At 62.7% G+C, this 25382-nt stretch carries 29 protein-coding genes; 18 read left to right on the plus strand and 11 right to left on the minus strand.

Going from position 1 to position 25382, the window contains the following annotated elements:
- Positions 1-47: 47 nt before the first annotated feature.
- Positions 48-758 (plus strand): TetR/AcrR family transcriptional regulator, encoded by a 711-nt coding sequence (locus A5686_RS05340; RefSeq protein WP_082947490.1) that lies wholly within the window; start codon positions 48-50, stop codon positions 756-758.
- A gap of 103 nt (positions 759-861) precedes the next feature.
- On the opposite strand, the gene A5686_RS05345 is transcribed toward A5686_RS05340, so the two are convergent.
- The gene (locus A5686_RS05345) at positions 862-1527 is read right to left on the minus strand and encodes a TetR/AcrR family transcriptional regulator (protein WP_067931868.1); all 666 of its coding nucleotides are present in this window, start codon (positions 1525-1527) and stop codon (positions 862-864) included.
- Between the two features lie 242 nt (positions 1528-1769).
- Between A5686_RS05345 and A5686_RS05350 the strand changes: the two genes are divergently transcribed.
- Positions 1770-2015 carry a hypothetical protein gene (locus tag A5686_RS05350; RefSeq protein ID WP_067931870.1) on the plus strand — a complete coding sequence of 82 codons (246 nt, stop codon included), beginning with the start codon at positions 1770-1772 and terminating at the stop codon, positions 2013-2015.
- Positions 2016-2178: 163 nt separating this feature from the next.
- Here the strand turns inward: A5686_RS05350 and A5686_RS05355 are convergent, their stop codons facing one another.
- Complete coding sequence (locus tag A5686_RS05355; protein WP_067931872.1) at positions 2179-2490, minus strand: putative quinol monooxygenase; 312 nt, start codon at positions 2488-2490, stop codon at positions 2179-2181.
- 579 nt (positions 2491-3069) lie between these two features.
- Here A5686_RS05355 and A5686_RS05360 point away from each other — a divergent pair.
- The 6 genes from A5686_RS05360 to A5686_RS27060 all read left to right on the plus strand — a co-directional run bounded on the left by A5686_RS05360 (position 3070) and on the right by A5686_RS27060 (position 8445).
- Positions 3070-3840, plus strand: coding sequence for an SDR family NAD(P)-dependent oxidoreductase (locus A5686_RS05360; RefSeq protein WP_067931874.1), 771 nt, complete (start codon positions 3070-3072; stop codon positions 3838-3840).
- 72 nt (positions 3841-3912) lie between these two features.
- Positions 3913-4398 carry a peptide-methionine (R)-S-oxide reductase MsrB gene (msrB, locus tag A5686_RS05365; RefSeq protein WP_067931876.1) on the plus strand — a complete coding sequence of 162 codons (486 nt, stop codon included), beginning with the start codon at positions 3913-3915 and terminating at the stop codon, positions 4396-4398.
- Complete coding sequence (gene msrA, locus A5686_RS05370; RefSeq protein ID WP_067931929.1) at positions 4398-4952, plus strand: peptide-methionine (S)-S-oxide reductase MsrA; 555 nt, start codon at positions 4398-4400, stop codon at positions 4950-4952. The genes msrB and msrA overlap by 1 nt, the downstream gene beginning before the upstream one ends.
- A gap of 156 nt (positions 4953-5108) precedes the next feature.
- Entirely contained in the window at positions 5109-6197 is a 1089-nt protein-coding gene (tal, locus tag A5686_RS05375) for a transaldolase (protein ID WP_067931878.1), read from the plus strand.
- Positions 6198-6243: 46 nt separating this feature from the next.
- Positions 6244-7950, plus strand: a complete 1707-nt coding sequence (gene ctaD / locus A5686_RS05380) for a cytochrome c oxidase subunit I (RefSeq protein WP_067931880.1) — start codon at positions 6244-6246, stop codon at positions 7948-7950.
- A gap of 219 nt (positions 7951-8169) precedes the next feature.
- A complete protein-coding gene (locus tag A5686_RS27060; RefSeq protein WP_156749949.1) occupies positions 8170-8445 on the plus strand; it encodes a hypothetical protein in 276 nt (91 codons plus the stop codon).
- A gap of 32 nt (positions 8446-8477) precedes the next feature.
- On the opposite strand, the gene A5686_RS27065 is transcribed toward A5686_RS27060, so the two are convergent.
- Positions 8478-8717: a hypothetical protein gene (locus tag A5686_RS27065; protein ID WP_156749950.1), complete on the minus strand. Its 240-nt coding sequence runs from the start codon at positions 8715-8717 to the stop codon at positions 8478-8480.
- A 108-nt stretch (positions 8718-8825) separates the two neighbouring features.
- Positions 8826-9500 (minus strand): sigma-70 family RNA polymerase sigma factor, encoded by a 675-nt coding sequence (locus A5686_RS05390; RefSeq protein ID WP_082947491.1) that lies wholly within the window; start codon positions 9498-9500, stop codon positions 8826-8828.
- Between the two features lie 790 nt (positions 9501-10290).
- Between A5686_RS05390 and A5686_RS05395 the strand changes: the two genes are divergently transcribed.
- From A5686_RS05395 to A5686_RS27820, 10 genes are all read left to right on the plus strand, one after another.
- The gene (locus A5686_RS05395; RefSeq protein WP_067931885.1) at positions 10291-10758 is read left to right on the plus strand and encodes a DUF5709 domain-containing protein; all 468 of its coding nucleotides are present in this window, start codon (positions 10291-10293) and stop codon (positions 10756-10758) included.
- Between the two features lie 37 nt (positions 10759-10795).
- Positions 10796-12211, plus strand: coding sequence for an NAD(P)H-quinone dehydrogenase (locus A5686_RS05400; protein WP_067931887.1), 1416 nt, complete (start codon positions 10796-10798; stop codon positions 12209-12211).
- A 154-nt stretch (positions 12212-12365) separates the two neighbouring features.
- Complete coding sequence (locus tag A5686_RS05405; RefSeq protein WP_067931889.1) at positions 12366-13730, plus strand: NAD(P)/FAD-dependent oxidoreductase; 1365 nt, start codon at positions 12366-12368, stop codon at positions 13728-13730.
- Positions 13731-13866: 136 nt separating this feature from the next.
- Positions 13867-14466 (plus strand): molybdopterin-dependent oxidoreductase, encoded by a 600-nt coding sequence (locus tag A5686_RS05410; protein WP_067931931.1) that lies wholly within the window; start codon positions 13867-13869, stop codon positions 14464-14466.
- An 8-nt stretch (positions 14467-14474) separates the two neighbouring features.
- Entirely contained in the window at positions 14475-15215 is a 741-nt protein-coding gene (locus A5686_RS05415) for a ferredoxin reductase (protein WP_067931891.1), read from the plus strand.
- Between the two features lie 14 nt (positions 15216-15229).
- Entirely contained in the window at positions 15230-15505 is a 276-nt protein-coding gene (locus A5686_RS05420; RefSeq protein ID WP_082947492.1) for a DUF6510 family protein, read from the plus strand.
- A complete protein-coding gene (locus tag A5686_RS05425) occupies positions 15505-16155 on the plus strand; it encodes an RraA family protein (RefSeq protein ID WP_067931893.1) in 651 nt (216 codons plus the stop codon). Before A5686_RS05420 ends, A5686_RS05425 begins: the two co-directional genes overlap by 1 nt.
- A 278-nt stretch (positions 16156-16433) precedes the next feature.
- The gene (locus tag A5686_RS05430; protein WP_082947493.1) at positions 16434-16856 is read left to right on the plus strand and encodes a Rid family hydrolase; all 423 of its coding nucleotides are present in this window, start codon (positions 16434-16436) and stop codon (positions 16854-16856) included.
- A gap of 98 nt (positions 16857-16954) precedes the next feature.
- On the plus strand, positions 16955-17446 hold the full coding sequence (locus tag A5686_RS05435) for a DUF421 domain-containing protein (protein WP_067931897.1): 492 nt from the start codon (positions 16955-16957) through the stop codon (positions 17444-17446).
- 223 nt (positions 17447-17669) lie between these two features.
- Positions 17670-18077 carry a four-helix bundle copper-binding protein gene (locus A5686_RS27820; RefSeq protein WP_082947494.1) on the plus strand — a complete coding sequence of 136 codons (408 nt, stop codon included), beginning with the start codon at positions 17670-17672 and terminating at the stop codon, positions 18075-18077.
- A 114-nt stretch (positions 18078-18191) separates the two neighbouring features.
- On the opposite strand, the gene A5686_RS05440 is transcribed toward A5686_RS27820, so the two are convergent.
- From A5686_RS05440 to A5686_RS05470, 7 genes are all read right to left on the minus strand, one after another.
- Entirely contained in the window at positions 18192-19145 is a 954-nt protein-coding gene (locus A5686_RS05440; protein ID WP_067931899.1) for an NAD(P)/FAD-dependent oxidoreductase, read from the minus strand.
- 15 nt (positions 19146-19160) lie between these two features.
- Positions 19161-20099 carry an SIS domain-containing protein gene (locus tag A5686_RS05445; RefSeq protein ID WP_067931901.1) on the minus strand — a complete coding sequence of 313 codons (939 nt, stop codon included), beginning with the start codon at positions 20097-20099 and terminating at the stop codon, positions 19161-19163.
- A 389-nt stretch (positions 20100-20488) separates the two neighbouring features.
- Positions 20489-21949 carry a mycothione reductase gene (gene mtr / locus A5686_RS05450; RefSeq protein ID WP_067931904.1) on the minus strand — a complete coding sequence of 487 codons (1461 nt, stop codon included), beginning with the start codon at positions 21947-21949 and terminating at the stop codon, positions 20489-20491.
- 36 nt (positions 21950-21985) lie between these two features.
- Positions 21986-23224 carry a thiolase family protein gene (locus A5686_RS05455; protein WP_067931935.1) on the minus strand — a complete coding sequence of 413 codons (1239 nt, stop codon included), beginning with the start codon at positions 23222-23224 and terminating at the stop codon, positions 21986-21988.
- Positions 23225-23387: 163 nt separating this feature from the next.
- Positions 23388-23765, minus strand: a complete 378-nt coding sequence (locus A5686_RS05460; protein WP_231986293.1) for a tryptophanase — start codon at positions 23763-23765, stop codon at positions 23388-23390.
- Between the two features lie 450 nt (positions 23766-24215).
- Entirely contained in the window at positions 24216-24455 is a 240-nt protein-coding gene (locus tag A5686_RS05465) for a hypothetical protein (RefSeq protein ID WP_067931906.1), read from the minus strand.
- 80 nt (positions 24456-24535) lie between these two features.
- Positions 24536-25051, minus strand: coding sequence for a YkgB family protein (locus A5686_RS05470; protein WP_067931907.1), 516 nt, complete (start codon positions 25049-25051; stop codon positions 24536-24538).
- Between the last annotated feature and the right edge of the window lie 331 nt (positions 25052-25382).

Consider the following 25382-nt stretch of genomic DNA (forward strand, 5'->3'; position numbering starts at 1 on the left):
GTGGGGTATAAATCCCATACTGGCCGGCGGCGCGGTAATCTGACGGCATGTCCGAAGAGGATGCCGACCAGATGCCAATGACAAGTCGTGGGCGAGCTACGCGCGACCGCATCATCAGCTGCGCCGCGGAGCTGCTTGTGACCGAAGGAGTTTCCGCGGTAACTCAGGATCGGGTACGGCAAGCCGCCTTGGTCAGTGGCTCACAGCTGGCGCATTACTTCGCCGACAAGGATGCGCTGATACGAGCCGTCATCGCTCGGCAAACCGAGGTGCTGCTGGACTTTCATCGACAGCCGGCGCTGAACAATCTGGACACCTTCGAGGATTTCGAGAAGTGGGTTGAACTCACGTTGGTGTTGAGTCGGCGGCAACATCGCCATCCCGCGTTGCCGACGTATGGGATGCTGGCCGGCCAACTGGGCAAGCACAACGAGCAGACGCGCGAACTGCTCGCCGAGGGGTACCGGCAGTGGACCGCGCTGTTGCGCCGTGGTCTGGCGCGCATGAAGAAAAGCGGGTTGCTTATCGAGTCCGCTGATCCCGCGGCTCTGGCCAACGTTCTGGTGACGGCGCATGAAGGCGGAGGCTTGATGGCCGGCGCGTACGGCAAGACCTGGCCGGATCGCGACGCGCTGACTTTCGCATTGAGTTACCTGCGCCAGTTCGCCGCTCGGCCGCGTCACCGGCGAGCAGCGACTCCGCGGGCGGCTGGGACCTCCACCCGTGCGGAGCGGCCGATGAAATCCCGCGCGTCATGACCTCACGCACTCGAATCGATGAGCAGGGTAACGGGGCCTGATCGGCGGTGAACGGCGTTGTTGGACTTCAACATCGGTTGCCGAGTAAGGCGATGCGCGCCGGCTAGCGCCTGCGACTCGAGGCCGCCTTACGTTCAACAGCCGCATGCGGTTGGGTCGCAAACGAACGGACGTAATCGACGGCGGCATTCAGTGCTTCGCGCAATGGTGCGATAGTGCGAGTCGTATGGGTGAGCAGCGACCCGCCCTGGTGGGCGGCGACGAGCACTCGAGCGAGATGCAACGGATCGGCATCGGCACGCAGGTCTCCGCGTTTACGCATCGAGCTCAATGCGCTGCGAAACAGCGCAATCCACTCCTCGTAGACCGCGCTGAGGTCATTTCGGACATCATCGTGCGGTGGGACCAATTCACCGACTAACGAACCGAATGTGCAACCGCCCACACAGTTCATGTCGCTCTGCTTTTGTGTGTTGAGATCAGCCCACTTCTGCAGCGCCTCGAGACTGTCCAGCCTGGACAGTTCACCCGAAGTGTGAAACGCGACCAATTCATCACGGCGCCAGCCGATGACGCCGCGCACCATGGCGGGCTTGTCATCGAAATAGTGGGTCATCTGCGATCCACTCACCGAGGCCGCCTTGCGCACAGCGTTGGCCGTGGTGTTGTGCAGCCCATTCTTATGTACCAGGTCGGCGGCCGCGCCGACGATGCGTGCATAGGTCGCCCGACCCCGTGGGGTCAGGCCCGCAGCGGTGTCATCAATCATGTCCGAGTTTCACAGAGGGTCCGAAGTGGTAGCTCAACGACGTAATTGACAATCCTACCGGCACCCATGTCCAGCAGCGTCATAACGCTCCGCAGTTCCGACCCCCCGAGAACTGTACGGTTCGACAGGATCACGGCCGCCGGCATCAGTACTTTTCACCTGGGTGAGGTCGTGTGCTGGGCGATGGCCACTCACCCCGCCGCGATCGACACTGACTAAGCACAGATTGAGCGGAGGTCAAGGTGAAGCCAACGGCGTATCAGATCTGCGTTCGCGGTCAGCTCAGCGAACGGTTTGGGTCGGCTCTCGAAGGCATGCGCCTGCAGACTGGTTCGGCAATGACGACATTCACCGGTGAGGTGCGCGACCAGTCGCAGCTCTACGGTCTTCTCAACCGGGTCAGCGATCTCGGCCTTGAGCTTGTGAGCGTGCAACCGTCTCTCGAGACTGATGGGATGGCCGTCGCATCGCGCGTACTCGGCATATGAGCGATGGGGATTTTCGTCCACCGCCGAAACCGTCAAGCGGCCCGACCGGCCACATCAGCTTGTGCTTGGCTGGCTCGCGAACCATCTGCGCATGGCTCCGAATCCGCCGACACTGGTGACCCTCCGTTCGAGTCATCCAAACGTCCTGTCCAGGTCAGAGGGCTTAGCGACTCAACACCCTGTAGAAGGTGACCTGGGACTCGCCGCCTTCGGCGAACTGGGCCAGGGCTGCCACGCTGAGCGCGTAGTGATCGGTTTGGACGTGAAGGTCGACACTGTGCTGGTCGCGGAACCGTTGGTAAAGCGTGAAATGCCCAGGCAGAGAGCGGTCTTCGTGAAGCCGGAAAGTGCAGACACCTCCTTCGGCCAGCGACTGGGGGATTAACTCGACAAACGCGCGCCGCAGGTCATCGCCTCTACCTGGCAGAGCCGTGGCCTCGGTGATCAGCACCACTTCTTCATCTGAGCCGTACATTGTTGACGCTCCTTCCCCTCAAAGCTGTGTGCAGCCGCCGTACCGAGGAAGCGCCCTGCGGGCGTAGTAGTCAGTTCAGGTGGCTGATTGAGATGATGTGGCGCGCCTGTCGCTGTGCATAATGGCCGCTTAAAACAATTCGCAACCGATCTTCCCTATCGCGCTCTGGGTATTATAACCCACTTTTGGCTAGAACACACGAGCAGTGACCTAACGGTCAGGTGTCATCGGAACCCGAAAGCGAATTCCACACTGCGAGTGCGCCATTCAGTGGGACACCGAGCTTCTATCTGCAGCGGCGCCCGAACCCGGTTTGATGTCACGAAGCCGCGCGCCGCATGACGACAACACACATCGACGGGGCTTCAGGTGTCATAGTTGGCCCCGGCACTACGCCCGGACTCACCCGGGTGAAACAGCGTCTGGGTGATGACAGCTCACCCCGCCGGGCAGAAGACTAAGGCCAGTTCAACGTCGGCATACATCACGCTCTGTGTCGTCGGCAGGGCTAACAACGTTTCTTGCTGGGCAACGGGCCCAGTAGGAGTCGCCGAGAATGATCAGCAGAAGGGTCTCACCATGCACTTCGATTCCAAGAAGGTCATCGTCGTCGGAGGCAGCGCCGGCATGGGCCGGCAGGTCGCCGTTGATATCATGCGCCACGGTGGCAGCGCCGTGATCGTCGGCCGGTCAAAAGACCGGGTCGATGACACCGTGACCGAACTGACCGGCGCGGGTGGCCAAGCGTGGGGCATCACTGCCGAGCTGACGGATCGCGAGGCCGTCGCCGACGTTCGGCGCGCGCTTTCCGAGCAGCACAGCGACGCGACGCTACTCGTCAACGCGGCCGGATACTTCATCCCCAAGCCATTTCTCGAGTACGACCAGCAGGTCTACGACTCATACATGGAGCTCAACTACGCCCTGTTCTTCCTGACCCAGACCGTCGTTAAGGGCATGATCGCCCGCGGGGAGGGCGGCTCCATCGTCAACATCGGCAGCATGTGGGCACACCAGGCCATCGGCGCGACCCCATCGTCGGTTTACTCGATGCAAAAGGCCGGTCTGCATGCGCTCACCCACAACCTGGCCATCGAGCTTGCCGAGCACAAGATTCGGGTCAACGCGGTTGCGCCGGCCGTCGTCAAGACCCCGCTGTACGAGAAGTTCATCCCCAAGGACGAGATCGACGCCACCTTGACCACTTTCGCGCCGCTTCATCCCTTGGGGCGGGTAGGTACCCCCGCTGACGTGGCCAACGCTGTGACATACCTGCTGTCCGAGGAGGCCAGTTGGGTCACCGGCGCGATCCTCAACGTCGACGGCGGCATCATGGCCGGCCGCAACTGACCCGACAACGACGCGAATGCACCCTAATGCAAAGTGCGTCACCACAAAGCCTGTGCAAACGAAGGAGATTAGGTGTCACACCAATACAGCAAGGACCCTGCCGCGGTCGAGGCGTTAAGCCCTGAGCAGTACCACGTCACGCAGGAGAGCGGCACGGAGCCTCCGTTCACCGGCGAGTACTGCGATAACCATGAGCCCGGCATCTACGTTGACATCGTTTCTGGCGAACCGCTTTTCGCCTCGGTGAACAAATTCGACAGCGGCAGTGGCTGGCCCAGCTTCACCCAGCCCATCGATGCGGACAGCCTGGTGGAGAGGCGCGATCGCAGCCACTTCATGGAGCGGGTCGAGGTGCGGTCAGCGCACGCCGATAGCCATCTGGGTCACGTGTTTCCAGACGGTCCCACGGAAGCCGGCGGGTTGCGCTACTGCATCAACTCGGCCTCGCTGCGATTCATACATCGCGATGACCTGGAAGCCCAAGGTTATGGGCAATATCTGCAGCTGTTCACGGACGATGTGTCGGTGCAACACCAAGGCACCGGCGAGGAGAAATGATGACCAACCACAAGATCGCCATTCTCGCCGGCGGGTGCTTTTGGGGCATGGAGGACTTGTTCCGCGAGCAGCCCGGTGTGGTGTCCACCCGTGTCGGCTACACCGGCGGCAGCAACAGGAATCCCACCTACCGCAATCATCCCGGTCACGCCGAGGCACTCGAAATCACCTACGACCCAGACGAGACCGACTACCGGGCACTATTGGAATTCTTCTTCCAGATACACGACCCGACCACGAAAAACCGTCAGGGCAACGACGTCGGAACCAGCTACCGATCTGCAATCTTCTATCTGGACGACGAGCAGAAGCAGATCGCCTTGCGCACGATCGCCGACGTCGAGGATTCAGGCCGATGGCCCGGCGCAGTCGTCACCGAGGTCAACGCGTCCGACGAGTTTTGGGAAGCCGAACCCGAGCACCAGAACTACCTACAACGCTACCCATCCGGCTACACCTGCCACTACATCCGCCCCGACTGGGCACTGCCCGACCGCGGTAACGGCACAGGTCCGGGGGCAGCGACGGCGGAACATGCCAAGCCCGCTCCATAAGGGCATGTGCCCGGGGCCACGAGACAGGGACTCGACAACACCGCCTGATTGGCGCGTGCTGTTGAGCGCGTATGCGCCGCTTGTGCTCTGCGGCGCCGCGTGTGCCGCAGGACGGGTTACACCGCGACCTCGCAACCGGCAAGTGGCGGTGACGGGATGACTCAGAACTCGAATCTGGCTGCGCTGTCGGCGGCGGGGGTGTCGGTCTGGCTGGATGACCTGTCTCGCAACTTGCTGCAATCCGGCAAGCTGCGGCAACTGATCGACACGAGAAGCGTTGTAGGCGTGACCACTAACCCGTCCACGTTTGAGCGCGCGCTTGCACACGGCCGCGCCTACGACGGCCAGATCGCCGAGCTGACGGCCCGCGGTACCGACATCGACACCGCAGTGCGCACGGCGATCACCGACGACGTCCGGGCGGCCTGCGATGTGCTGCGTCCGCAGTGGGAGACGTCCGACGGCGTCGACGGAAGAGTGTCCATCGAAGTCGACCCGACGCTGGCACACGATACCGATGCGACAGTCACGCAGGCCATCGAATTGGCCAAGATCGTCGACCGGCCCAACGTGTTCATCAAAATACCGGCCACCGACGCGGGGCTGCCCGCGATCACCGCGGCGCTGGGCAAGGGAATCTGTGTCAATGTGACGCTGATCTTTTCGGTCCAACGGCACCGAGCGGTGATGAACGCTTATCTGGACGGCATCGAAGCCGCCCAACAGGCGGGCGTCGACCTGTCTCAAATCCATTCGGTGGCATCACTGTTCGTGTCGCGGGTCGACGCCGAAGTCGACAAGCGACTCGAAACGATCGGCACGGATGAGGCACTCAAACTGCGAGGACAGGCGGGCATCGCCAACGCGCGATTGGCCTACGCGGCCTACCAGCAAGTTTTTGAAGCCGCGCCACGTTACGCCGCGCTGCGCGCCGCGGGTGCTCGCGTGCAGCGCCCGCTATGGGCCTCCACTGGAGTGAAAAGCACTGCTTACCCCGACACGATGTACGTCACCGAACTGGTGGCGCCGAACACGGTCAGCACTATTCCTGAGCCGACACTGGAGGCGGTGGCCGACCATGGCTTCGTCGCCGGTGACACCGTGACTGGCAGGGCGACGCAAGCGCGGGAAGTGTTCGACCGGCTGACCGCGGTCGGTGTCGATCTGCCTGACGTGTTCGCTGTGCTCGAACATGACGGAGTGTCCAGGTTCGCGGCGTCCTGGTCGCGGACGCGTCAGCGCTAAACATTGGGCGCCGCTTCACCTTCTACGCATCTAGGAGACGGATCTAATGTCCACCTCGGCGCCGCCGTTAGGAGGGCTTCGGGCCGGCCGGCCATTTCCCGAGCGTACCGGCCCCACGGGTAGCCTGCTCTACCGGCTGATCACAACGACGGATCACAAAGTGATCGGGATCATGTATGTCGTCGCTTGCTTTACATTCTTTTTCGTCGGCGGGCTCATGGCGCTGCTGATCCGTGCCGAGCTGGCCGCACCGGGTCTGCAGTTCCTGTCCAACGAGCAATACAACCAATTGTTCACTATGCACGGCACTGTCATGCTGCTGTTCTATGCGACCCCGGTCGTGTTCGGGTTCGCCAACTTGGTGCTGCCCCTGCAGATCGGCGCCCCCGATGTCGCCTTCCCGCGGCTCAACGCATTGTCGTTTTGGCTCTTTGTGTTCGGTGCGTTCATCGCCCTGGCGGGCTTCATCGCCCCCGGTGGGCCAGCGGCATTCGGCTGGACCGCTTACACCCCGCTATCGGACGCCGTCCATTCGCCGGGCCCTGGTGGTGACTTATGGATCCTCGGGCTCATCGTCGGTGGGTTGGGCACCATCCTCGGCGGGGTCAACATGATCACGACGGTCGTGTGCCTACGCGCGCCGGGCATGACGATGTTTCGGATGCCGGTGTTCACCTGGAACATCCTGGTCACCAGCATTATGGTGCTGGTGGCGTTCCCGCTTTTGACGGCCGCGTTGTTCGGGTTGGCCGCCGACCGTCATCTTGGCGCACACGTATTCGACGCAGCCAACGGCGGAGTCCTGCTGTGGCAGCACATGTTCTGGTTCTTCGGTCATCCGGAGGTCTACATCATCGCGCTGCCCTTCTTCGGCATCATCACCGAAGTCATTCCTGTGTTTTCCCGCAAACCGTTGTTCGGCTACACGACCATGGTCTACGCGACCATCGCCATCGGGGCGCTGTCGATCGCGGTGTGGGCGCATCATCTCTATGCGACCGGTGCGGTGTTGCTCCCCTTCTTCTCCTTCGCCACCTACCTCATTGCGGTTCCGACCGGGATTAAATTCGTCAATTGGATCGGCACAATGTGGAAGGGGCAGTTGACCTTCGAGACCCCGATGTTGTTCGCGGCGGGCTTTTTGCTGACTTTTCTGCTCGGCGGCCTGTCGGGTGTGCTGCTGGCCAGCCCGCCAATCGACTTCCACGTCACCGATACGTATTTCGTCGTCGCCCACTTCCACTACGTGCTGTTCGGGACCATCGTGTTCGCCACTTATGCCGGGGTGTATTTCTGGTTTCCGAAGATGACCGGGCGGCTACTCGACGAACGGCTGGGCAAGTTGCACTTCTGGCTGACGCTGATCGGTTTCCACACAACATTTTTGGTCCAACACTGGCTAGGTAATAAGGGAATGCCGCGCCGCTACGCTGATTACCTGCCCACTGATGGGTTTACGACACTCAACATCGTGTCGACGATCGGAGCACTCATCCTTGGGGCTTCGGTGCTGCCGTTCGTATGGAACGTGTTCCGTAGCTGGCGTTACGGCGAACCGGTCACCGTCGACGACCCATGGGGCTATGGCAACTCCTTGGAGTGGGCCACCAGCAGCCCACCCCCTCGGCATAACTTCACCGAACTTCCCCGCATCCGCTCTGAGCGGCCGGCTTTCGAACTGCACTATCCGCACATGATCGAACGGATGCGCAGTGAGGCGCATTTCCTGCGCGCACGAGCGAACATGCGCTAGCTGGAACCGGATGTTTGTGATGGGGGCGGAGATTCGATTCAACGAGGAACTGTGAGCGGCTACGTTGCTGGGGCCATTGGTGGCATTGTCGGCGGTCTCGCCATAGCCGTGCTAGGCATGGCCTACGGCGCCGCGAGCGGGCGGGGTTTGTGGGCGCTGCCCAACAGCATCGGCGGAATTATATTGGGCCCCAGACGCGCTGACGTAAGGCGATTTGGAGTGGCCACCCTCGTTGGCGCGGCCCTACACCTCCTGCTCTCGGCCGTATTCGGCATTGTCATCGTCCTTCTCGCGCAGGACTTCACGCACGCGTACCTCATAACTGGCCTGGTGGGTGGGGCGGCGCTCTGGCTCATAAACTATCTCGGCATCGGCGCGATCCATCTGGGTGCACGTCAGGTCGCGAAGCTGAATCCTGTCCCGATCGCGCTAGCGCTTCACCTACTATTCGGGTTCATTGCCAGCGGTGTGGCCGTCCTAATTCAGCGGCCGTGAGATTCAAAAAACCGGCTCGTTATCTGCTGCAACTAGGCTTCTTCCAATGCCTCACCAAGTGATTGCAGAACCTTGTTGTGCTGCGCGTTGACAAGCGTGTGACCCACCAGCAACGTGGCGACGACAGGCCATTCCATGATCCCAAACACGGCCAACGCACCGACACCGGCATAGAACACGAGATGTTCCGGTGCCGGTAACGTTACGCCAACACTCCAGGGCGACGACGGGGTAGCCGTGCACTTGCGGTGTGCTCTTGCTTTGTTCATCATGCCTCCTCCTGATCTCCCGACCGATTCGCATGGAGCACCGATGGGGGCACCATCTACTTGGCATGCGGCGTTGGCCTCTTTCTTCGCCGTCGGCGTGGCCAAGGACGATCAGTGATCAACGGCTGGTGGATGACCGCAACTGAGCTTGGCGCCGCTGACGATTGCACGCTCTTGGGTTGCCTTGTCTGCGGTCTTGTTGATCGTCCTGCCGGCTGGCGAGTCGAATAGCAATTCGCGCAATTGTTTTCGTCCCCGGTTGAGCCGCGAACTCACGGTTCCTTGCCGGGTGTTTGTCATGGCGGCGATCTCTTTGTAGGAGTATCCCGCAATGTCGGCAAAATAGACGGTGATGCGAAAGCGCTCGGGCAACACCATCATTGCCGCCTTGAGGTGGGGATCTGGCAGCACTTCGAGGGCCTGGTCTTCGGCCGACCGTAGGCCCCCAGGCGTCCGTGGCCCGCTGGCCGCGAGTTGTCGATCAGTGATTTCACCAATCGGGTGTTGTGCGGGACGGCGCGTTTGCTTCCGGTAGCCGTTGATATAGGTGTTGGTCATGATCCGCCGCAGCCATGCCTTGAGGTTCGTTCCTGGTTCGAACGCCCTGAGACCGGCATAAGCGTTGAGCATCGTTTCTTGCACCAGATCCTCCGCATCCACCCGATTGGAGGTCATCCGAAGAGCTTGCCGATACAGCGGCTCAAGGAGCGGGGTGACGGCGGTTTCAAATTGAGAGGTCAACGCGGCGTCCGGCGCCGTGGTACATCCCGCGCGCACGCGACCCACGTTAGATCCCTGCCATGGCGGAAAGCATTGGCACGCCTTGAGTCCGGCCACCGCTTGCCGGAGGCAGGCAAAACCCGTCCGCAGGGAACCGGTCCGGGAGAGGAGTTCTGGTCAGCTCGGTGGACCAGCCCGTGGAGGAACGCCAGGACCGAATGCGCGAGCGTCTAGATGTGGCGGCGCCGGTCATTGCATCGTCTTCTTTCTGGCGCGGTACGTGCGGCCGATTGATCCTGATAAATCCCGATCTGGGCTCAACGCCCCGGCCGAGAAACCGGTGAAGTAGCCGGCAGTGTTTCCTCGTCCCCAGAACCTCCGCTGGTCACTCTGGTGCCAGCATCCACCGTCGGCGGGTGAGTGGTCATCACCCGCCGACGCGATTCATCCGGGTGAACGCCCGCGCGACCCACGACATCGGGGGGCCGTCAAGGCTATGGCTCCTTGGTTTAGTGGTGCGGTAGCGACTGCACCTCCCGCCCCCGTCAATCGGCGGTCGTCGAGGGCGTGACAACGCTTACCAGTTGCGTGGCGCGTCGATGACGAACCCGTTGGGGTTCCTGGGCGCAGATTGCTGCGCTCTGACCGGGTCGGGCGTCGATCTGTGCGACCAGCGAACTGGTCCACCGGTCTGACGATCGGTCAGTCGTCTATCACCCGGGTGAGTCATGGCGGTGGGCGACGACAGTTCACCCGTCTGCACGCCATGATCAGAACGTCCACAGCTGCGCGGTTGTATGCCCTTGTTCAACCCAACGACGGACCTCGCAGCGCTAATAGGACCTCGCAGATACGGATGGAGACGGCGCCGATGGGGATGTCTGAATTCGATGATGTGCAGGCTCATCTGCTCGAACCAGAAGAAAGCCTGGACTCAGAGCAAACTGGCATCGACTTCGACGAAGGCTATTCACCCCCGGAACGGCCACGTGAATTGAGGGCGTGGGGGCTGACGGCGAGGGAAGCGCGGACCCACGAAAGTCTGGCGCGCCGACTGGCCCGTGAGGTGCCCGACGTGACCGATCAGTGGGATGGCGACGGAATCGGTGATAGCGCCGACAGTGATGGTGAGCCGATCGACGATCAGGTTGGCGACGTGCGCGCAGGGCGGTTGGTCGCCTTCGACGTCGACCCTACGGATCCTGCTACGGATTACCTTGCCCACGACGTCGGCATTGACGGCGGTGCCGCCTCGGCTGAGGAAGCCGCCATCCATATCGTCGTCGACGAAGACGCCAGCGCCGGTGGGGGATGGCGGCTCTGATGAACCTGCCATCCGGCCAGTTGGTGAAATTTGAGCTGTGGTGACCCGCATTGTGATCCTCGGCGGCGGCCCCGCCGGCTACGAAGCGGCATTGGTTGCAGCTGCGCGAGATTTCGCAGTGTCCAGCGTCACCGTCGTCGATTCCGGCGGAGTCGGTGGCGCTGCTGTGCTGTGCGACTGCGTGCCATCGAAAACCTTTATCGCCTCCACGGGGCTGCGCACCGAACTGCGACGGGCAACCAGCCTGGGTTTCGACATCCACACCCACGACGCCAATATCTGTTTGGCGGAAATCCACCAGCGGATCAAGACGATCGCTACCGAACAATCCGTGGATATCACCACGCAGCTACTGAGCATGGGTGTCGAATTGATCGCGGGCCGCGGCGAACTGGTTGATGCGGCTCCCGGTCTGGCGCGTCACCGCGTCAAGGTGACAGCCCGCGACGGCAGCACGACGACCCGAGATGCCGATGTTGTGTTGATCGCCACCGGTGCCAGCCCCCGGATCCTGCCGTCGGCGCGCCCCGACGGCGAGCGCATCCTGACCTGGCGCCAGCTCTACGACCTGGACTCGTTACCAGAGCACCTCATCGTGGTGGGATGCGGGGTGACCGGCACCGAATTCGCCAACGCCTACACCGAACTCGGTGTGGCCGTGACGCTGGTAGCCAGCCGTGACCGGGTGCTGCCCTACGAGGACGCCGACGCCGCACGGGTGCTCGAGGAATCGTTCGCCCAACGCGGGGTCAACCTGTTCAAAAGGGCCCGGGCACAATCCGTGCGGCGCACCGACGACGGGGTGTTGGTGGCAATGACTGACGGCCGCACCGTCGAGGGCAGCCACGCATTGATGACACTCGGGTCAGTGCCCAACACCGGCGGGCTAGGTTTACAGCGCGTGGGCATGGACCCAGGACCCGGCAATTACATTGCCGTCGACCGGGTGTCGCGGACATCGGCCGCGGGCATTTACGCTGCGGGGGACTGCACAGGCGTTCTGCCGTTAGCCTCGGTCGCCGCGATGCAGGGCCGGATCGCGATGTATCACGCGCTCGGCGAAGCCGTTAATCCGCTCCGGTTGCGCACCGTCGCGGCGACGGTGTTCACCCACCCCGAGGTCGCGACGGTGGGCGTCTCGCAGGCCGCGATCGACGACGGGTCGATTCAGGCGCGTGTCGTCACGCTGCCGTTGAAAACCAATGCGCGGGCCAAAATGTCGGAGCTGCGTCAGGGCTTCGTCAAACTATTTTGCCGGCAGGACAGCGGCGTGGTAATCGGCGGCGTCGTGGTCGCGTCGATCGCTTCCGAACTGATACTGCCGATCGCGCTTGCCGTTCAAAACCGCATCACCGTGGACGATCTGGCGCAGACGCTTGCGATCTATCCGTCGCTGTCCGGCTCGATCACCGAGGCGGCGCGTCGGCTCATCGCACACGACGATCTGAACTGATGCACGAACTGAATAGGCGAATGAGGGACAGCCAGTCGAACTCAGGGATCCCAGATTGAGCACTATCACCCGGGTGATTCGTGCGCAGGGGTGATGACAGATGGGCCAGGGGCAGGCGACGCTCACCACCGGAATGTCAAACAGGAGAGCACATATGAACACGGTCCCACTTCACCGGCAATCGGCGAAGACCGAGCCGGCCACCTCCGTTGTGATCGTCGGCAGCGGATTCGCCGCCTTCGAGTGCGCGCGACGACTGGCCCGACGGTTAGGTAGGGCCCGCGCCTCGGACGTGCAGGTGACCATTATTTCGCCCGTCGATTACCTGCAGTACTCACCATTGCTGGCTGACGTGGCCGGTGGGTTGGTCGACCCGCGGTTTGTCTGTGTACCGCTGGCCGGAACGCTCAAGGGCGTGCAGGCGGTGCGGGGCCGCGTCGACAGCGTTGACCTCGATCGGCAGATGCTCACGTTCACCGATCCGGAGGGCCGGGTCAGAACGCGATCGTGGGATCGGCTGGTCTTAACACCAGGCTCGGTAACCCGGCTGTTCGATACGCCCGGCTTGGCCACCCACGCGCACGGGCTGAAGTCGACGGCCGAGGCGCTGTATCTGCGTGACCGCGTCATCGAGCAGTTGGAACTGGCTTGCGCCGACGAAAACGAGGCTCGCGCGGCCGCACGACGCACGATTGTCGTTGTGGGTGCGTCGTATTCCGGGTCCGAATTGACTGCGCAGCTGCGCGCGCTCGCGGATGCGGCGGCGAAGCAGATGAACTTCGATCGGGCATCGGTGCGGTTTGTCCTGCTGGACTTGGCTGACCACGTCATGCCCGAGGTGGGGGAAAAACTCGGCAATGCGGCGATGCGTGTGCTGCGCTCTCGCGGAATCGATGTGCGGTTGGGCACGACGCTCAAGGAGATTCACGCCGATCATGTTGTGCTCAGCGATGATTCCCGCATCGATACTTACACGGTAGCCTGGGTGGCCGGCGTGACTCCGTCACCGCTGATCGCCACGCTGGGCTTGGAAACCGAGCGGGGCCGACTGAAGGTACGGGCCGATTTGCAGGTACCAGGCCACCCGGAGGTATTTGCCGCCGGCGACGCCGCCGCCGTCCCGGATCTAACTCGGCCGGGCAAGATCGCCCCACCCACTGCCCAGCACGCGACACGCCAAGGTAAAACGTTGGCCCGCAACGTCGCCGCGAGTCTCGGCTATGGCGCGCGGAAAGACTACCGGCACAGCGATAAGGGTTTGGTGGTCGACTTGGGTCCGCGCTATGCCGTCGCCAACCCGCTTGGCGTGCACCTATCGGGCTATCCCGCGAAGTTTGTCACCCGGGCCTACCATCTCTACGCGCTTCCCCGGTTCGTCAACCGCTGGGCGGTCGCACTCGCCTACCTCACCGACGTCTTCTTCGCGCGCACGGTGCTGTCAATGGGATTCGTTTCCGGTGTCGACGCCCAATTCACCAGTGAAGCCTTCGAGCTACCAACCGCGGCAGGGGCAGAATGATGCTCAACTTTGCTTGCTCCCACGCCGGCCGGGCGGCGCGCAAGACAACGGCATCCGATGTGATCCGCCGTCCTATCCCGATCGCTGACCCAACGCCCGCTTTGTCGGAATGATCACCACCACGAACGGAGCGCCAATGGCTGTCGTCAACAGAGGGTTTCACGGACGTCGCGTTGAATCGGCCGCAGCGCTGCCGCCCGGCCAGCATCTGACCGCGGACTTCCCCGTCCTGCAAGCAGGACCGACTCCACGAATCAATCTCGATGACTGGCGGTTCACCATTCGCGACGAACTCGGCGCCGAGCAGTCCTGGACTTGGGCCCAGCTCAAACTCCTGCCCAGCGAGCGGCTCAACGTGGACATCCACTGCGTCACCACGTGGTCCAAGCTGAACACGAAATGGAAAGGCGTTTCCCTGGATACACTTTTCGAATCGACCACCACCGCAGCCAGATTCGCGCTGGTCGGTTCCTACGGCGGTTACACCACCAACCTTCCATTGGGCGATCTGCTCGGTGGCAAGGCGTGGATCGTTTACGCGTACGAGGGCGCACCGCTTAGCGCGGTGCACGGTGGTCCGGCGCGGCTATTGGTGCCGCATCTGTACTTCTGGAAGTCCGCGAAGTGGGTGAAATTCATTGAGCTGCGTGACAACGATGCGCCAGGATTCTGGGAGCGGTTGGGCTACCACAGCTACGGCGACCCGTGGCAAGAGCAACGCTACGCCGGGGATTGACGACGTTCATGGACGTCCACGCTTGGCCGAGGCTGCGCTGGCGAGTCGCGCGTGTGGTGGACTCTGAACCGGAGACCGAGTCGGCGCAAACGATCGGGCTGACCGTGCCAGGCTGGAGCGGCCACTTGGCCGGCCAGCACGTTGATCTCAAGCTGACGGCAGAGGACGGGTACACCGCGCAGCGCAGCTACTCACTGAGCAGGCCGGTCAACGGTGAGCGCATCGAACTCACCGTGCAGCGGATCGACGACGGAGAGGTTTCGCCCTATCTTGTCGGGCTTTCCGCCGGCGACGAGATCGAACTTCGCGGACCCATCGGCGGCTGGTTCGTCTGGCGGCCCGACGAGCAGTGTCGGGTTCTGCTCGTCGGTGGCGGATCGGGAATCGTGCCGTTGATGGCCATGCTGCGAGAGCGGGTAGTGGCCGGCACCGCCGAAATTCGGCTGGTTTATTCGGTGCGCAGCCCCGCCGACGTGTACTACGCCCAAGAGCTGGACCGGCTCGAGCGCGAATGTGGTTGGCTGCAGACCGCGCTGGTCTACACCCGCACGGCCGCGTCAGAGACCGCTCGGCCGCCCGGCCGGGTCCGCTCCGGCGACCTCGCACCGACCGGGTGGACCCCCGATGGCGGCACGCGCGTTTATGTCTGCGGACCCACGGGATTCGTCGAGTCGGCAACCGCGAAGCTCATCGCGCAGGGGCATCGGCCGTCAGCCATCCGGACCGAGCGCTTCGGGCCGAGCAACTAGTCCAGGAACGAGGAATGATGACCGAGCCAACGCACGTCGACGGTAATGCGGCCGCGGGCGCCTTCGCGGAAGTGTTGGGATTCGATGTCACCACCGCGACATTGACCTGCGGGACATGTTGTCGCGTCGGGGCCTTCGCCGAGAGTCATGTCTATCAGCGCGGGCCTGGCATCGTGGTGCGCTGCCCGGGCTGCGGGGACGTCCTGGCCCGGCTGGTGCAGACGCCCACCGACGTGTGGCTCGACTTCGGCGGCGCCCAGTCCTGGCGTGTCGCGATCCCAGCACGCTGATGGAGTCCCTGGCCGCACTCGCCAGCCGCGTGCGAACCGCCGACATCGTGGACGCCATGGGGCGGCGGCACCGGCATCGGTGCCATCTGCTCGATTTGGTGAGTCCGACGCCCGGTCGCCGGCTCTTCGGTCCCGCCGTGACCATGTCCTACTTCCCGGCCTGCCGGGCCGCTCTCCCGCCCGAGCGCTACAACTTCAAGAGCCTGTTCTACCACGCCATCGAAGGCGGCGCCGTCGGACGGGTCCTCGTCCTGGCCAGCAACGGCTACACCGATGCATCACTGGGCGGTGCGACAAAGCTGTCGCGTGTTCAAAACCATCGGCTCGCGGGCATTCTCGCCGACGGGCGATTGCGCGACTTCGCCGAGCTCGGACTCTACGACCTCGCCATCTATTGCCGGGGCGAAACAACCCGATGGGGCGGCGACGTCGTCACGCCGTACGAGGTGAACCGGCCGGTCGTGGTCGCCGGGGTGGCTGTCCGGCCCGGGGATTACGTTTTCGCCGACGCCTCCGGCGCCGCGGTCATACCCGCCGGCGACGTGCGCGTTGTATTACGCGCCGCCAATCAGGTCATGGTGGAGGACGCGGCGGCCACCGCAGCCATCCGGGACGAAAGCCCAACCACATCCGGAGGCGACGAGAACTGACGAGTCGGGACGAAAAGGATTGCTGCATCTCGGGGAGTCGACCACGCATGCCGGCTCGCCACGCGCGTACGGTCGAGAATCTGCACCGCAGATCCGTCTTCTCGTTCGTCTCTCACCCGGGTGAATTGCACGTCCGGATGACGACATCTCACCCCTTGCGCGCCGATAGTGGTCGTTGATCTGAGTCGGCGACCTGCACCCGGACCGATCGCGCGGCACGGACAGCGCATCAGTCGCAACAACCATCGCTCCAACAATCAATGACGAGAGGAAAACCGATGGCCAAGCCCGAATTCTTCGACACACCGGGATACGGCGAGATCGCCCGCACTCGTAACCAGTACAGGCAAGCTCTGCGCATCGGAGATCGCATCGAGATCTCTGGGCAAGGCGGTTGGGAGGCGGACTTCACCTTGTCGGCCACGTCCTTGGAGGAGGAGATCGTCAAGGCGTGCGACAACGTCGAGAAGACCCTGGCTGAGGCGGGCGCCAGTTGGAGCGACGTCGTCAACATCCACTCCTACCACGTGCCGACGGCCGCCGATTCCATTGGTGATGAACACATGGCGGTGATGGTGGACCAGTTTCGCAAGCGGTTCGACGAAAGTCTGCCGCTGTGGACCGCGGTGGGCGTCAAGGCCTTAGCACTGCCCGACCAACGCGTCGAGATCGAGGTCGTGGCCGTCGTCGGATCCAGCTAGACAGTGATATTAGGTCGCGAAGCCGGCAATGCCGCCGACCGGCCCGGCTGCCAAAGGCCGAAAAAGGTGGATGACTCACACCTCAAACGGAGGCAGACGTGGACCGAATATTGCATGCCCTGATCGGTGATGCACCCGGTGCCATCGATGCCGGCATCAAAACTTCGGCGCTGTTCCTCACGGCAGCGATCCTGTTTCGCTTCATGGAGCGCCGCACACTCGCCGAATTCGCTCCTTTCGACTGGATCGCTGCCGTCGCCGCCGGAGCAATCGTCGGTCGGGCTGCTACCGCCAGCGATACCTCGTGGCTCAGCGCAACGGTGGGGCTCATCTGCCTTCTTGCCGCCCACGCCGTACTAGCGAGATTGCGCTTCATTCCGGGGATTCGACGTTTCATAGATCCGCCGCTGAAAGTGCTGATCCGCAACGGAACGGTCGACGGGCGAAACTTGCGTCGATGCGGACTTACCATTGCCGACCTCGAGGCCGTGCTGCGGCAGCACGGACACGAAGGCGCTGATCGTATTCACCTGGCGATCTTCGAAGCCAAAGGCGCGATCTCGATCCTGCAAACGGATGGGAGAACGTGATCGGGGTCGTTCTCGAATTAGTTTTATAGCGTAGTGATTTCGCGTTGAGCGTGTAATGCGGTGTTAGCGCTGGTTCGCACAAGCGAGTTGACATGTTTGAAGACAACATCCCAGATGTGTTGGTGCGACAGTCACCCGGGAGTACTGGGTTGAGTGTCCCAGTCAACGCTGTTGATCTACGCCACAGATATTGTCGGTTTCAGCCAGATTGGGGCAGGGTTTTATGGGCACCGTGACCAGCATGCTGGAGACCTACCCCGCGGGGCTTGGTCGCATTGACAGGGCGAAGCTGATCCGATGTATCGAAACCTGCATCGAGTGCGCCCAAGCCTGCACGGCGTGCTCGGACGCCGACCTTGCCGAAGAACGGGTCGCACACCTCACGAAATGCATTCGCACAAACCTCGACTGTGCTGACGTGTGCGTGACCACCGGCCGTGTACTGTCTCGTCGTACCGAATACGATCTAAACGTCACCCGTGGGGTGCTGGAGGCATGCGCGGTTACTTGCAAGGCATGCGCTGACGAGTGCGATCTGCATTCAACGAATCATGAGCACTGCCGCATTTGCGCCGGCGTGTGCCGCCGCTGCGAGAAGGCATGTCGCGAGCTTCTTAGTTCGTTGAGCTGAATAGATTTGGTGCGCAAGCAGTTCGACGGGGCAAGTGCATCAGGGTCGAGATTGGTGATGGCTAAGCTGTCCGGATGCGTGGCAGCTGGCATGACGCTGTGCAGACCCCTGATTTTACTGCGGTGTGGTGCGAGGTTGTGACTCACTGATCCAGCGCTGGACGTCGAGTGCGGCCGCGCAGCCGGTGGCCGCGGCGGTGATCGCTTGGCGGTAGCGTCGGTCGATCAGGTCCCCGGCGGCGAATACGCCGTCCACCGAGGTGTGGTTGGTACCGTCGCGGATTCGCACATAGCCGCGGGTGTCGAGTTCGACGTCTCCCTTCAATAGGCCAGAGCGGGGGATTTGTCCGACGGCGACGAACACCGCGGCGATGTCGATGTCGTAGTCGACGGCGCGCTGCGTGTTGCGCAACCGCAGCCCGGTGACATGGTGTTTGCCGTGCACGGCAAGCACTTCAGTGGACGTCAGGATCGTGACATTCAGATGAGCGCGAAGCCGCGCGACGGCGATGGCCGACGCCCGTAACCGGGGGCGGTGATGGACGAGGGTCACGCGGTGGGCGCGCGATGCAACATAGAGCGCCTCTTCGACAGCGGCGTCGCCGCCACCGATGACGGCGACCTCGGAGCCGGTGAACTGCGCACCGTCGAGTTTTGCGCTGCTGCTAAGGCCGCGGCCGAAGAACTCACGCTCGCCGGGCACATTGAGCGGCCGGCCGGCCGAGCCCATCGCGAGCACCAGGGCGCGAGCATGGTGCAGGTCGTCGCGTATGGCGATGGTCTTGAATTCGCCGTGGAGATCGAATCGGTCTACTTCGCCTGGGTGAAGCTCGGCTCCGAAGCGCTGTGCCTGGTCGCGCATCGCAGCCGCCAGCGCGGGTCCGCACACGCACGGGCCGACACCGGGGTAGTTGTTCACCGGTCCGGCGGCCATCAGCGCACCGCCGGGCACCTCGCCCTCCACGACCAGGGTGTCCAGTCCGGCTCGCGCGGTGTAAATCGCCGCGGTGTAGCCGGCGGGGCCTGACCCGACGACGATGACATCACGCACCCGGCCCGCGGACCCCATCAACGCTTTGCCGACTCAACCGGCCAAGGCCGACACAAAGTGCTCGATGACCATAACGTTGTGAGCGACTTCAGCGCCGACGTCGCGTGTGGGACTGGGGATATGGGTCGAGCCGGGGATGCCGGCACCCCCGAGCACGACCACGTTCGATCCCGCTGCCATCAGATCATCGGCCAGCGCGTGCAAGGCCGCGTTGGGGTGGCTGTGGCAACCGAAAAGGACAGCCGTCAGCTGTTCATTTGCCCGCCGCACGAGGTCGCGTCGATGTTGTCCGGTGATGTGGGCTTCGGCGGCGATCTCAGTCGCCTCGGTTGTGAGCAACGCTGCGTATAGAGCAGCGGCGGCGTGCCCGTCGCACCCGGCGTAAGCCAACCGTGACTCGTGCTGGGCCGCGACATCAGCGGCCACTTCGCGAAGTTCGGCGGGCAACGTCGCGGTAGCGACAACGCGGGCGGTACCAGAGACATCGTCATTGTCTTGGTTGAGAATCATCGAGGCGACATATTCATGGACTATCAGCGCGTTCAGAAATCCTGTCGGGCTGCGCGATGCCTCGCTACGCAGCAGAACTTCACAGTCGGCAACCGCGGCGAGGGGACTGGCCGGGTCGTCGGTGATCGCGACCATCGCTGCCGGTTTCATGGTCCGGCCGAGCCGACTGGTCAACGCGAGTGCATGCCTGCCCGAGCCCGACCGTGACGTGGCGATCAGCAACGAGTCGGAGGTGACGAGTTGCGGATTATCCAGAAGAGTCTCCGTATCGACCCACCACGCGGATTTGCCGGCGGCAACGAGCCGTCGCCAGCTGGGCAGGGCGGCAAAATGCGAGGCGCCCATACCAGTGAGGACGATGCGGCGATGGCGGTCGCGGATCAACGGGTACAAGCCGAGCGAGATCGGTGCCTGATCGAATTTGAGTAATGATCGAGCTTGGGCCTCGGCGTCGACGTGCACGGAGACCCGACTGCTGAAACGATGCCGCGCCGACTGTCTATTGCAAAGTAGCAGTGCTGTTCTGGGGTTCACCGGTTAGTGCCTCTTCTTTGTCCGACGCGGTTGTGGTTTGGCCATGGTGTCCCGCGAACCCATCGGCGAGACACGGCAGCTTTGATGGGGACCCGTGCACGAAAGGAACCGCAACGCTGATCGACTATGAGCGTGCTGCCGGGCCGGGTGACATGGCATCACCCTCGAGACCGATTCACCCGGGTGAAAACAACGAGGGGTGTGGCCGAGGCGAATGGCCGCCCATGTACCAGCAACCCATGTCTGCGGGCGACCCGCGTTTCAGCTGCGGCACAACTGAAATGGGTCGTTTCCGACCGTTGCCAAAACCGCGGACCTTACGATCGTCGCGCCGGCAGCCGGTGGCTCGGGGCCGGTGAGACATTGTCAGTGTCGGAGCGGGGTGGCCAAGGCGGCTCGCCGCATACCGCCAGCAGCGCATTCTCAATGAGCTCAGATAGAGACGGGTGGATCCAGTATTGACCGCGTGCCATGTCTTGGGCGGTTAGGCCGAAGCGCATCCCTTGGATCAGGGGCTGGATCAGTAGCGCGGCTTGGTGGCCCATGATATGGGCACCGAGGATCTGCCCGGTGTCATCGTCGACGACGATTTTGGCGAAGCCGATCGTGTCTTCCAACGCCCATCCATAGGCGACGTCTGCGTAATCTTGCACCTTCGACCTGACGTTGTAACCGCCCGCGCGGGCGGCCTTTTCAGTGAGCCCAACCATCGCGATCTGCGGGTCGGTGAACACCGCCGACGGCACGTGACGGTGATCGGCCCGCATGAGCGTAGCGGTGTCGTCCCAGTCGGCCAGCAGGTTGTGCTTGACCACGCGGGCCTCATGGTTGGCTACGTGCTTTAGCTGGTATCGCGAACTCACATCGCCCAGTGCGTATATGCCACGGGCCGTAGTGCGTTGATATTCATCCACCATCACCCGCCCGTCGATGACCTTCACCCCGGCCACTTCGGCATTGAGCAAGTCGCCGTTGGGGATCCGCCCGGTCGATACCAGCAAGGCGTCAGCCTGAAGCCGCGAACCATCGTCAAGATCCAGGGTCATCCCGAAGTCGTCTTGGGTGCCGCCGACCACGTTGCGGCGGCTCCGGATACTCCAATTCTTGCCGGCGATATCGGTAAAGCGCGCGCACAGGGCGTCGTCGCACTGGCTGAGTAGCGTGCCACCACGAATGACCAGCGTGACTCGCGACCCCAGTTCCGAGAAGATGTGCGCGAACTCAGTCGCGATGAAACCGCCGCCAACGATCACTAGGTGTTCGGGCAGGTTCGCGACGCGCATGATCGTGTTGCTGGTGTGATACTGCAACCCGGACCTGGCGATGGCGTCCGGAACGGTGGCGCGGGCGCCCGCGGCGATCACAACCTGGTCGGCGGAAAATTCGTCTCCGTCATCGGTGCGGAGCTTGTGGCGACCGTTGTCCATGGTCGGGGCAAACCGAGTGTGGCTCGTGAACATCTTTACGTTGGGCGAACAACGCCGGTATTGCTCGCCACTCATCACCAGTGGGTCGATGCGGCCGAATACTCGCGAGACGATCTCACTCCAGCGGACACCGTCGACGCGCGCATCAACACCGAATCGTGGTGAATCTCTGGCGGATTGCGCCACATCAGCGGCATAGGCGAACATCTTCGTCGGGATGCAGCCGACGTTGATGCAGGTGCCGCCGAACACGCCCTGCTCGCATATCGCGATGCGTTTGTCAGCATAGCGCTCGTCGAGGATGGTGTTGCCAGACCCGGTGCCGATGATGGCGATGTCGAAATGGTCCACAGTCAAAATCTCGGGCCGTGTCCGAGCATACGTCTCCTATTGTGCGCCGACATTTTCCAAAACCACTGCTACTGCCTGGCCGGAGCCGATGCAGATCCCAATAACCCCATATTGGGCGTCCCTTTCACGCAGCTCGGTCGCCAGCGTCAACAAATAACGAGTTCCTGTGGCTCCGAAGGGATGTCCGATCGCGACCGCGCCACCATTGGGTGTCAACTTGTCATCGGGCACCACGAAACCGTCCAGCTGGTTTGGCAGTTCCCGCAGCACGCCCAGCGCCTGGGCGCTGAAGGCCTCGTGGACTTCCCACACGTCGATCTGCTCGGGGTTAAGTCCTGCCCGGCGGATCGCAGCAGGGATCGCCCATGCAGGGGCTACGCCCATAATCAGGGGGTCGATGCCATAGACCGCGCTCGACACCACTCGGGCCAACGGTTTGACGCCGAGTTCGCTGGCTCGTTCACCGGAAGCGATGACCACGGCACTGGCACCATCGCTCAAAGGCGAGGAGTTGGCCGCCGTCATCTGGGTAGTCCCGGGCTGGGCGGGCAACGCCGCCAGCGCCGCGGCGGTGGTGTCATCGCGGATGAACTCATCATGTTCTGCCCGCCGGGCAGGTGTCTTTTTCGTCGCCGGGATCGTCACGGGGATAATCTCTTTGGCTAGCCGTCCTCGATCGCGGGCGGCCTTAGCCCGCTGCTGGGATCGCAATGCGAAGGCGTCAATCTCCTCGCGGCTCAGTGAGTAGCGGTCGGCGACATTTTGCGCGGTCTCGATCATGCTGATGTAAGCGTTGCGGGCCAGCAACACCGGGTTGGGCGGCCCGCCGGCCCCGCTCCACATGGTGTCGAGCATGAGGACCGGGCCCCGCGGACTGAACGCGGCGTCGCCTTTCATCAACGCCCACCCCGAGCGAGACATCGACTCGACTCCACAGGCAATGCCCAGGCCAAGGTCTCCGGCCTTGATCGCGTGGCTGATGGTCACCGCCGCGGTGAGTGAAGATCCGCAAAACCTGTTCACGGTGACCCCAGCCGCGGTGTCAGGAAAACCGGCAGCCAGCGCTGCCCACCGGGCGACGTCGCCCATGCCCTCGTGAGCGGGATTCACACAACCCGCCACGATGTCTTCGACGGCGCCGAGCGGCACACCCAGTCGGTCGCAGGCGCCCTTCATAGTCATACCCAACAAGTCGTCGGCGCGAATACCCGACAGTGTGCCGCCATAGCGGGTAAACGGGGTTCGCACACCCCCCAAAACGTAAGCCTCAGTCATCGCCATCCCTTTCGAATGCGTCGGGTCGGACGGGCTCTTGTGATTGAACCGGCCTATTTGTCCCACTTACATAGCGGCGCTTGCCCGTTGAGTCTTCGCAGTGATTTGCGCGCCGGGACAGTGGGGTCGAACTCGCGAGGTCGATGCCTCCGGCCGTGCCCACCTAAACCGCCTCGGACTGCTGCAGACGAATGACGGCAAGCGTCATGCGCAGCCGCGCCTCCTCTGGGCTACCGGCATAGCCATTCAGCCAGCAGGTCAGCTTTGAGAGTATCGTCACCGGCATTGTCATTTGGTTAGACAGGATGGCGGTGAGGATACGCTTTATCGCGAGAAAACTCTCCCCGCAGCCTAATTCGACGAACACATTCGTGCGTTCGTAACCGGTCAGACACGAAGGCGCCGCGTCGACCAGTAACCATGCCATGTCGTCGTCCGAGATGATCGGCGAGTCAGTCGTTGCGCGCGATTGCGCCAGCGAACCACGACTCGCGAAGTTCAGCGTGGTCGATGACCCCAATCGCGCAATGGCACGTTTCATGTCAGAAGCCACCGGTCTGCGCGGCGCGCCCTTGGGTTGCTCGGATAGGCGCCGGTAACCGCGACGTCGATCGATTCGGCGACACCGCGCTGAGCATGACCACACGGACCTGAGGAGTTCAAGGCGCTACCGAGCACCATATTAATTTCGAAGCCTGTGGGCATGTCCTGGTTCCCTTCCCGGTTTGCCTAGGCGACTGCTGGACCGCTGCGCTACAGCTGTGACGTGGTCCTCAGCCCGACGACATCTCTTTCCATGAGACTGCGCCCGCGTCGGGTGAATCGTCATCACCCCCACCGCCTGTTAGCCCGGGTGAATTACCGTGATGCCTTCCCAGACGAGACGATTCGGGATCGCGCACAACCGGCGCCCACCCCCGGCTGAATGCAACACATGAAACTAGAAGCGCGGTGCGTCACTTCCACTGCGCGGAAGGGACGCTGCTGATACCTACCATTCCTCGGAGCGGAAGCGGCACAGCGGCAATCGCCTCGTGGCCACCGGTGATTCTGCGGTGAGGCAGACACCCCCGAAATCGTGATGAAACACCGAGGTGCGCTGTTTGAATCGGTCAGCGACCTCAAACCCCATGGCCACCAATAGCTCGGTGCGCTTGACGATGCCGATGGCGCGGATCACGACCGCCGGATCGCCGCTGAGCGTGTCCAATCGGATCGGGATCGTGACCATCTCATAGCTGCGGCGACCGGAGCCGGGGGTGTTGGCGCGGAGGATATCGACGCAACACTTGGCGATCAGGACATCTTGCCTCAGTACTTTTCGGCGAGCCTCGCCTGTCTGCGGGTTGCGTCAATCGCGTCCGCCAGCAGCCACAGCGCCAAGCCGAGGAGCGCAATGTCTTTCATCAAGAATTCCCCGTCGGCGGACAAAATGGGAAAACCCCCAGCAGACGCCTCGCCGGTGCCGGGCGTCGTGATCATGAAGCTCAGCGTGGTCACGAAGAATAGCGAGGCGAATATGCCGCCCACCACGGACGCCTTCGGGTACCACGGCTTGACGGCTAGCAGTCCTGCGGTAATCAATTCTATCGATCCGTTCAATCGACCGAAGGCGTCGATGGATATGATGTGGTACATCCAACTCATGAATGGGCTATTGGCCACCCAATGTGAAATACCGTGGGATTCATAGTAAGTGAACTTCATGGCGCCGAACCAGGCCAGGACTATCACCAGACCATACCGCGCGACCAGGGGCGCGATGCCGGTCGGTAAAGACTTTCCGGGGCCATCAGTCCTCATAACGGTGGCCTCATTCTGTGACATTGCTGTCTCCGTTCTGCGTGTGTCGTTTCACCGCATCGCCGCTGCCGAACTCACACTGCCTTCCTTGGCGGAGGGGTTCGGCGCCGAGACGGTGACCCAGGCGGTTTGCGGCCGCGGCTCAGGTCAGCGACCACTATCGCTACGCAGCGGGTGAGTTGTCCTCATCCACGCGCGCAATTCACCCGGGTGAACTCGGCCGGTACGCTCGCCGCTCGCCGCCCGGTCAGCATCGGGCCGCGGACGCCCCGGTTCTGCAGACGACTGCGGCCTGGAACGCAGACGACCTGCTCAGGCCGCATCGCCTCGTCGAATGTGCTCTTGATGAACAACT

The organism is Mycobacterium sp. E2479 (assembly GCF_001667925.1).
Taxonomy (GTDB): Bacteria; Actinomycetota; Actinomycetes; order Mycobacteriales; family Mycobacteriaceae; genus Mycobacterium.